At 61.6% G+C, this 5,819-nt stretch carries 7 protein-coding genes; 1 reads left to right on the top strand and 6 read right to left on the bottom strand.

The window, feature by feature from the left end; all coding sequences use genetic code 11:
• The 5 genes from ureC to AAAB16_RS05745 form a co-directional block, all read right to left on the bottom strand.
• Positions 1-1,557 (bottom strand): urease subunit alpha (gene ureC, locus AAAB16_RS05765; RefSeq protein ID WP_340662478.1); only part of this gene is annotated, 1,557 nt, incomplete at its 3' end.
• 148 nt (positions 1,558-1,705) lie between these two features.
• Positions 1,706-2,011, bottom strand: a complete 306-nt coding sequence (locus AAAB16_RS05760) for an urease subunit beta (RefSeq protein WP_340662477.1) — start codon at positions 2,009-2,011, stop codon at positions 1,706-1,708.
• Complete coding sequence (locus tag AAAB16_RS05755) at positions 2,008-2,520, bottom strand: N-acetyltransferase family protein (RefSeq protein ID WP_340662476.1); 513 nt, start codon at positions 2,518-2,520, stop codon at positions 2,008-2,010. Before AAAB16_RS05755 ends, AAAB16_RS05760 begins: the two co-directional genes overlap by 4 nt.
• Positions 2,521-2,545: 25 nt before the next feature.
• Positions 2,546-2,848, bottom strand: a complete 303-nt coding sequence (gene ureA / locus AAAB16_RS05750) for an urease subunit gamma (RefSeq protein ID WP_110617240.1) — start codon at positions 2,846-2,848, stop codon at positions 2,546-2,548.
• 3 nt (positions 2,849-2,851) lie between these two features.
• Entirely contained in the window at positions 2,852-3,703 is an 852-nt protein-coding gene (locus AAAB16_RS05745) for an urease accessory protein UreD (RefSeq protein ID WP_340662475.1), read from the bottom strand.
• A gap of 310 nt (positions 3,704-4,013) precedes the next feature.
• Between AAAB16_RS05745 and AAAB16_RS05740 the strand changes: the two genes are divergently transcribed.
• Positions 4,014-4,724: a sulfite exporter TauE/SafE family protein gene (locus AAAB16_RS05740; protein WP_340662474.1), complete on the top strand. Its 711-nt coding sequence runs from the start codon at positions 4,014-4,016 to the stop codon at positions 4,722-4,724.
• Positions 4,725-4,900: 176 nt separating this feature from the next.
• Here AAAB16_RS05740 and AAAB16_RS05735 read toward each other — a convergent pair.
• Positions 4,901-5,819 (bottom strand): MBL fold metallo-hydrolase (locus tag AAAB16_RS05735; protein ID WP_340662473.1); only part of this gene is annotated, 919 nt, incomplete at its 5' end.

Raw genomic sequence — 5,819 nt, 5'->3', positions numbered from 1 at the left:
CACGCTGCGACAGCCTTTAACCACCGCAATCTGCTTTTTCAAACCCAGTTGTTCTGGCACGCCAAGGTCGAACGCGGCTTGGCTGATAAAGGTCAGGCTGGTGGTGTGCAACATGCCGCCGTAGCTGCCGAACATGGGGCGGTAGTGCACCGGTTGCGGGGTGGGGATCGAGGCGTTGGCATCGCCCATCAAGCTCGCGGCAATCGCGCCGCCCTTGAGAATCAGGGTTGGCTTGACGCCAAAAAACGCCGGGCGCCACAGCACCAGATCAGCAAACTTGCCCACTTCAATCGAGCCCACTTCATGGCTGATGCCATGGGTGATCGCCGGGTTGATGGTGTATTTGGCGATATAGCGCTTCACGCGGAAGTTGTCGTTACCGGCGCCATCGCCGGGCAACGCGCCGCGCTGTTTTTTCATTTTGTCGGCGGTCTGCCAGCAGCGTGTGATCACTTCGCCAACGCGGCCCATGGCCTGGCTGTCAGAGCTGATCATGGAGAAGGCGCCGAGGTCATGCAGGATGTCTTCGGCGGCAATGGTTTCGCGGCGAATGCGGCTTTCGGCAAAGGCCACGTCTTCGGCAATGCTCGGGTCCAGGTGGTGGCAGACCATCAGCATGTCCAGGTGTTCGTCGATGGTGTTGCGGGTGAACGGCCGCGTCGGGTTGGTTGAGCTGGGCAATACATTGGGCAGGCTGCAGGCCTTGATAATGTCCGGCGCATGGCCGCCACCGGCACCTTCGGTGTGGTAGGTGTGAATGGTGCGGCCCTTGAACGCGCCCAGGGTGGTCTCCACGAAGCCCGATTCGTTAAGGGTGTCGGTGTGAATTGCCACCTGCACATCGTATTGGTCGGCCACGCTCAGGCAGTTGTCGATGGCCGCCGGTGTGGTGCCCCAGTCTTCGTGCAGCTTCAGACCGATGGCGCCGGCTTTGACTTGCTCAATCAACGGCTCCGGCAGGCTGACGTTGCCCTTGCCGGTAAAACCAATGTTCATCGGGAAGGCATCGGCGGCTTGCAGCATGCGCGCCATATGCCAGGGACCTGGCGTTACCGTGGTGGCATAGGTGCCAGTGGCCGGGCCGGTGCCGCCGCCAATCATGGTGGTGGTGCCGCTCATTAGTGCTTCTTCGATCTGCTGCGGGCAGATGAAGTGGATATGGGTGTCGATGCCGCCAGCGGTGAGGATCATGCCTTCGCCGGCAATCACTTCGGTGGCACCGCCGATGGCGATGGTCACGTCCGGCTGGATGTCCGGGTTGCCGGCCTTGCCGATGGCGGCAATGCGCCCGCCCTTGAGGCCGACGTCAGCTTTGACGATGCCCCAATGGTCGATGATCAGCGCGTTGGTGATCACCGTGTCGACCACATCGGCGGCGTTTAATTGGCTTTGGCCCATGCCGTCGCGGATCACTTTGCCGCCGCCGAATTTCACCTCATCGCCATAGGTGGTGAAGTCTTTCTCCACCTCAATCCACAGCTCGGTGTCGGCCAGGCGCACTTTGTCGCCAACGGTGGGGCCGAACATATCGGCGTAGGCTTGTTTGCTGATTTTCATCATCGGTTTCCCAGAAATGCTTCTGCGTAATCCCTTGCCCTCACCCCCAGCCCCTCTCCCACAAGTGGGCGAGGGGAGCTCAACGGAGTTCGTATCTCTAACGCCCCCTCTCCCGCTTGCGGGAGAGGGCTGGGGTGAGGGGTTCTTTTTAAAGATCGCCCATCACCCGCCCGGCAAAGCCAAACACGCGGCGATGGCCAACCAGTTCAACCAATTCCACATCGCGCGATTGCCCAGGTTCAAAGCGCACGGCGGTGCCGGCGGGAATGTTCAAACGCATGCCACGGGCCACGGCGCGGTCGAAGGTCAGCGCGTCGTTGGTTTCAAAAAAATGGAAATGCGAGCCCACTTGAATCGGCCGGTCGCCGCTGTTGGCGACGTTTACCGTGGCGGTGCGGCGGCCGACGTTAAGCTCGATATCGCCAGGCTGGATCTGGTATTCACCGGGAATCATGGCGCGCTCCTTTCAGGGGTGACGATCAGTTGCATAAAGGTCAAATCCAGCCAGCGACCAAATTTGCGGCCCACCTGCGGCATCTGCCCGGTGGTGACAAAACCCAGGCGCTCGTGCAGGCGAATCGAAGCCGCGTTGCCGCTCTCAATGGCCGCCACCAACACATGTTTGCCACCCGCTTTGGCGCGCTCGATCAGCGCTTGCATCAGCAGTGGGCCGAGGCCTTTGCCACGTTGGTCGCTGCGTACATACACCGAGTGTTCAACGGTATTGCAGAAACCATCGAACGGCCGCCAATCGCCATATGAGGCGTAGCCCACCACCTCATCGGCCGCATCGATGGCCACCAGAATCGGATAGCCCTGTTGCGCGCGGGCGGCAAACCAGGCTTCGCGGTTGGCGAGGTCGACGGTGCTGTCCATCCAGATGGCGGTGGTGTTGAGAACCGCGTCGTTAAAGATGTCGCGGATGGCGGGCAGGTCCGCCGAAACGGCGTCGCGAATAATCATAGGCGTCTTCTTATGCAGGCGGTTCTTAGGCAATGGGCTGGTGCACGGTCACCAGTTTTGTGCCGTCGGGAAAGGTCGCTTCAATCTGAATTTCCGCAATCATTTCCGGGATGCCTTCCATCACCTGCTCACGGGTCAGCAGGGTGGTGCCGAAATGCATCAGCTCGGCGACGGTGCGGCCATCGCGCGCGCCTTCTAACAGGGCGGCGGAAATGTAGGCCATGGCCTCTGGGTAGTTGAGCTTTACCCCGCGCGCCAAACGGCGCTCGGCCACCAGGCCGGCGGTGAAGATCAGCATCTTGTCTTTTTCGCGTGGGCTCAGGTCCATCAGTCAGGTACTCCAGATTCGCGGCGCCAGCGCAGCGCGGCCCAACAGGGCCGGACGCAGCAGGCGCCAAAGATCGATCAGCCAGGCCCGCGCATGCAGCGCCTCGTTAGCGAGACAGCGTGCCACAAGCAGGCCCGGCAATTGGCTGAGATCACCGCGTACGCGGGCATGGGGCCCGGCACAGAGTTCGCGGCAGTGTTCGAGTAGTTCGGCAGGCAACTCGCCGGTGACCAGCAAGGTGGCAAACACCGGGTGGCCGTCGAGGCCGATGGGCGAGTGCAGCAGACCATCGCCGCCGAGCACCCGTTGGCGTTCGTGCCAGAGCAACTGGCCGTCGCGGTGGATATCCAGATGCGCCTGGAAATGGCCTTTGTCGAAGCGCTCACCGGCTGCCGGGCGACCGAGGGCGACCATATCCCAATACAGCAGCTTTGCATCGCCTTGCAGCTCGATACGGGTGCTGAGTTCGGCCTGGGCGGCGGAGTAAACAATGGTTTCCTGCGGCAGCCATTCCAAGGTTGCGCCTGCGGCCACCTGCAAGTGCACCTGCTGATAAGCCGGTCCTGCGGCGCGATACCACTTGGCCGCGCCGGGGCTGGTGAGCTGCGCCCAGGCCTGTTCCTGCACCTGCACATCGATATTCAGGCGGTCGCCACCGGCAATGCCGCCGGGGGGGTGGACGATGATGTGCTGGCACACTTCAGGGCCTTCGGCATACAGATGCTTTTGCACCCGCAGTGGGCCTTGATGGCGGCGCATCACCGGGCGCGTGCTGTCACCTTGGCGGGCATAGGCCAGCTCCAGCTCGGCGTGCCAGCTGGGGGTGAATAAAGCAGAAGGGACAGGTGCGTTCATCAGCGGCTTACGTGAATTCAGGTTGTCGCAGGCTAGAGCAATAGCCGTGCCTCTTGCGCCAGAGTAGTGCGGGCGCTGAGCCGGATATGGCAAAAGCAGCCATTTTGTTGCCGCAGTGATCAGGTTTTGCCATCGACAGGGGCCTATTGCTTGGTCGATTGTGTGCGCCATTTCGGTGCGATTTGCTGCTGGGTGGTCAGAATGGTGCAGTGCTTTAGGTCGGTGGCTCAACCTCCGCGCGTAACTGGCCCTCTCGGTGGCGATCTGCGGCCCCTTACAGTCAGCGCACCACCATCAGGGGATGCCTGACATGTTGTTGATTCTGGCTTTTGCCGCCGGGTTGCTACGCGGTTATAGCGGCTTTGGATTTGCCATGGTGTTGGCGTTGGGGTTGCTGACGGTTAGCCCGCCCGCGTTGGCGATTCCGGTGGTGCTGCTGTTGGACCTGGTCTGTAGCGTCAGCCTGTGGCGCGGCGCCGGGCAAACCTTTCACCGTGGCATAGGCCTGCGTTTGATTGCCGGCATGTTGCTGGCGGTGCCGATTGGCGCGCTGGCCCTGGCCCGTCTACCGGAACAGTGGATGGCGCCGGTGGTGGCGCTGTTGTGTTTGGTCGGCGGATTGCTGGTGCTGGTGCGCCAACCGAGCAGTGCGCGGCCGGTGGCGGTGGGCTGGGCATTGCCGGCGGGGTTGGTCTCCGGACTGGTGACGGCGATGGCCTCGGCCGGTGGGCCGCCGGTGGTGGTTTACCTGCTGCGTAGTGGTTTGCCGGCAGCCAATGTGCGCGGTACGGCCATCGTGTTTTTTGCCGTCAGTGATCTGCTCGCGCTGGGCAGCCTATGGTGGTTGCAGGTGTTGAATGCCGAGCATCTGCACCTGGCCGCGAGCCTGCTGGTGCCGGCATTGCTCGGCAATGTGCTGGGGCAGGTGTTGTTTCGACGCAAGCCCATGGCCTTGCATGTGCTGATTGGCAGTGTGTTGGTGGTGTTGTCGGCGGCGACCTTGGCGAAGACGATCTGGTAGGCGCCGCTAATCGCCAGGAGGTCGTAGGGTGTGCTGTGCGCACCGCCCCCTTCGCGGGGATGACGGAGGGCTCTGTGACCAACACCGTCTTCCCCGCGAAGGCGGGGATCCAGTGTTTCGAATAAGACCGTGATCTTCTGCGCGCCCAGCACAGCAGGCGCATGTGCGCCTTGGCGTTACGGCACCAGCCAGGTATCCCCTGGTTTGGGCACGCGAAAATGCTGCGGATCTACCGCTTGTTCCTGCAACGCGGCGGCCAAATCGGCCGGCGGCGCAAACTGGCCTTCATCAGTCAGGCGAAAGGTGCCGAAGTGAATCGCCAGGCTATTTTTCGCTTGCAGTTGCCGGTGCGCCTGCACGGCATCTTCGGGGTTCATATGGTGGTCGCGCATAAACCAGCGTGGGGCGTAGGCGCCAATCGGTAACAGCGCAAAGCGCATAGGGCCGAAGCGCTCGTTGATCAGTTTAAATTCCGGCCCCAGCCCGGTATCGCCGGGGAATAGCAGCGGCCCGCCCGGCGCCTGCAAAACAAAGCCCAGCCATAGGGTGTGGTTGGTGTCGGCACGGGTACGCGATGACCAATGTTGCACCGGTACGCCATGCACACTCAGCGTTGGTCTGATGGGCAACTCCTGCCACCAGTCGATTTCCACCACATCGCTAAAACCGGTTTGTTTAATCAATTCGCCGTTGCCCAAACCACTGACCACTTTGGCCTCGGGGAAGCGCAGCGCCAGTTGCCGCAGGCTTTCCAAATCAAGGTGGTCGTAGTGGTTGTGGCTGACCAAAATCAGGTCAATCGCTGGCAGTTGGCTAATGCTCAGGCCCGGCTGTTGAAAGCGCTTGGGGCCGATAAAGGTAAAGGGGCTCACGCGCTTGGACCACACCGGGTCGGTGAGAATATTCAGGCCCTGAGTCTGCAACAGCACAGTGGCGTGGTTGATATAGGTGGCCTTTAGGTCGTCACCCATTACCCGTTCTTGCACCTCGGGCGGGGTGGTCAGCGCTGGTTGTTCAACCCACGCATCGGTGCGCTCACGGTTAAGCTGCCACTTGAGCAAATCGCGCAGGCTTTTCTCGGCGGTAGGTTGAATA

The sequence above is a fragment of the Pseudomonas sp. genome (genome assembly GCF_037994325.1).
Taxonomy (GTDB): domain Bacteria; phylum Pseudomonadota; class Gammaproteobacteria; order Pseudomonadales; family Pseudomonadaceae; genus Aquipseudomonas.
The sequence above is the reverse complement of the archived record's forward strand: the minus strand, read 5'-3'. Positions and strand labels throughout refer to the sequence as shown.

What these genes read in the sequence shown, in the direction of transcription:
- AAAB16_RS05760 (WP_340662477.1), bottom strand. Translation starts at nt 2,011, where the DNA reads ATGATTCCCGGTGAATACCAGATCCAGCCTGGCGATATCGAGCTTAAC.
- AAAB16_RS05755 (WP_340662476.1), bottom strand. Translation starts at nt 2,520, where the DNA reads ATGATTATTCGCGACGCCGTTTCGGCGGACCTGCCCGCCATCCGCGAC.
- ureA (WP_110617240.1), bottom strand. Translation starts at nt 2,848, where the DNA reads ATGGACCTGAGCCCACGCGAAAAAGACAAGATGCTGATCTTCACCGCC.
- AAAB16_RS05745 (WP_340662475.1), bottom strand. Translation starts at nt 3,703, where the DNA reads ATGAACGCACCTGTCCCTTCTGCTTTATTCACCCCCAGCTGGCACGCC.
- AAAB16_RS05740 (WP_340662474.1), top strand. Translation starts at nt 4,014, where the DNA reads ATGTTGTTGATTCTGGCTTTTGCCGCCGGGTTGCTACGCGGTTATAGC.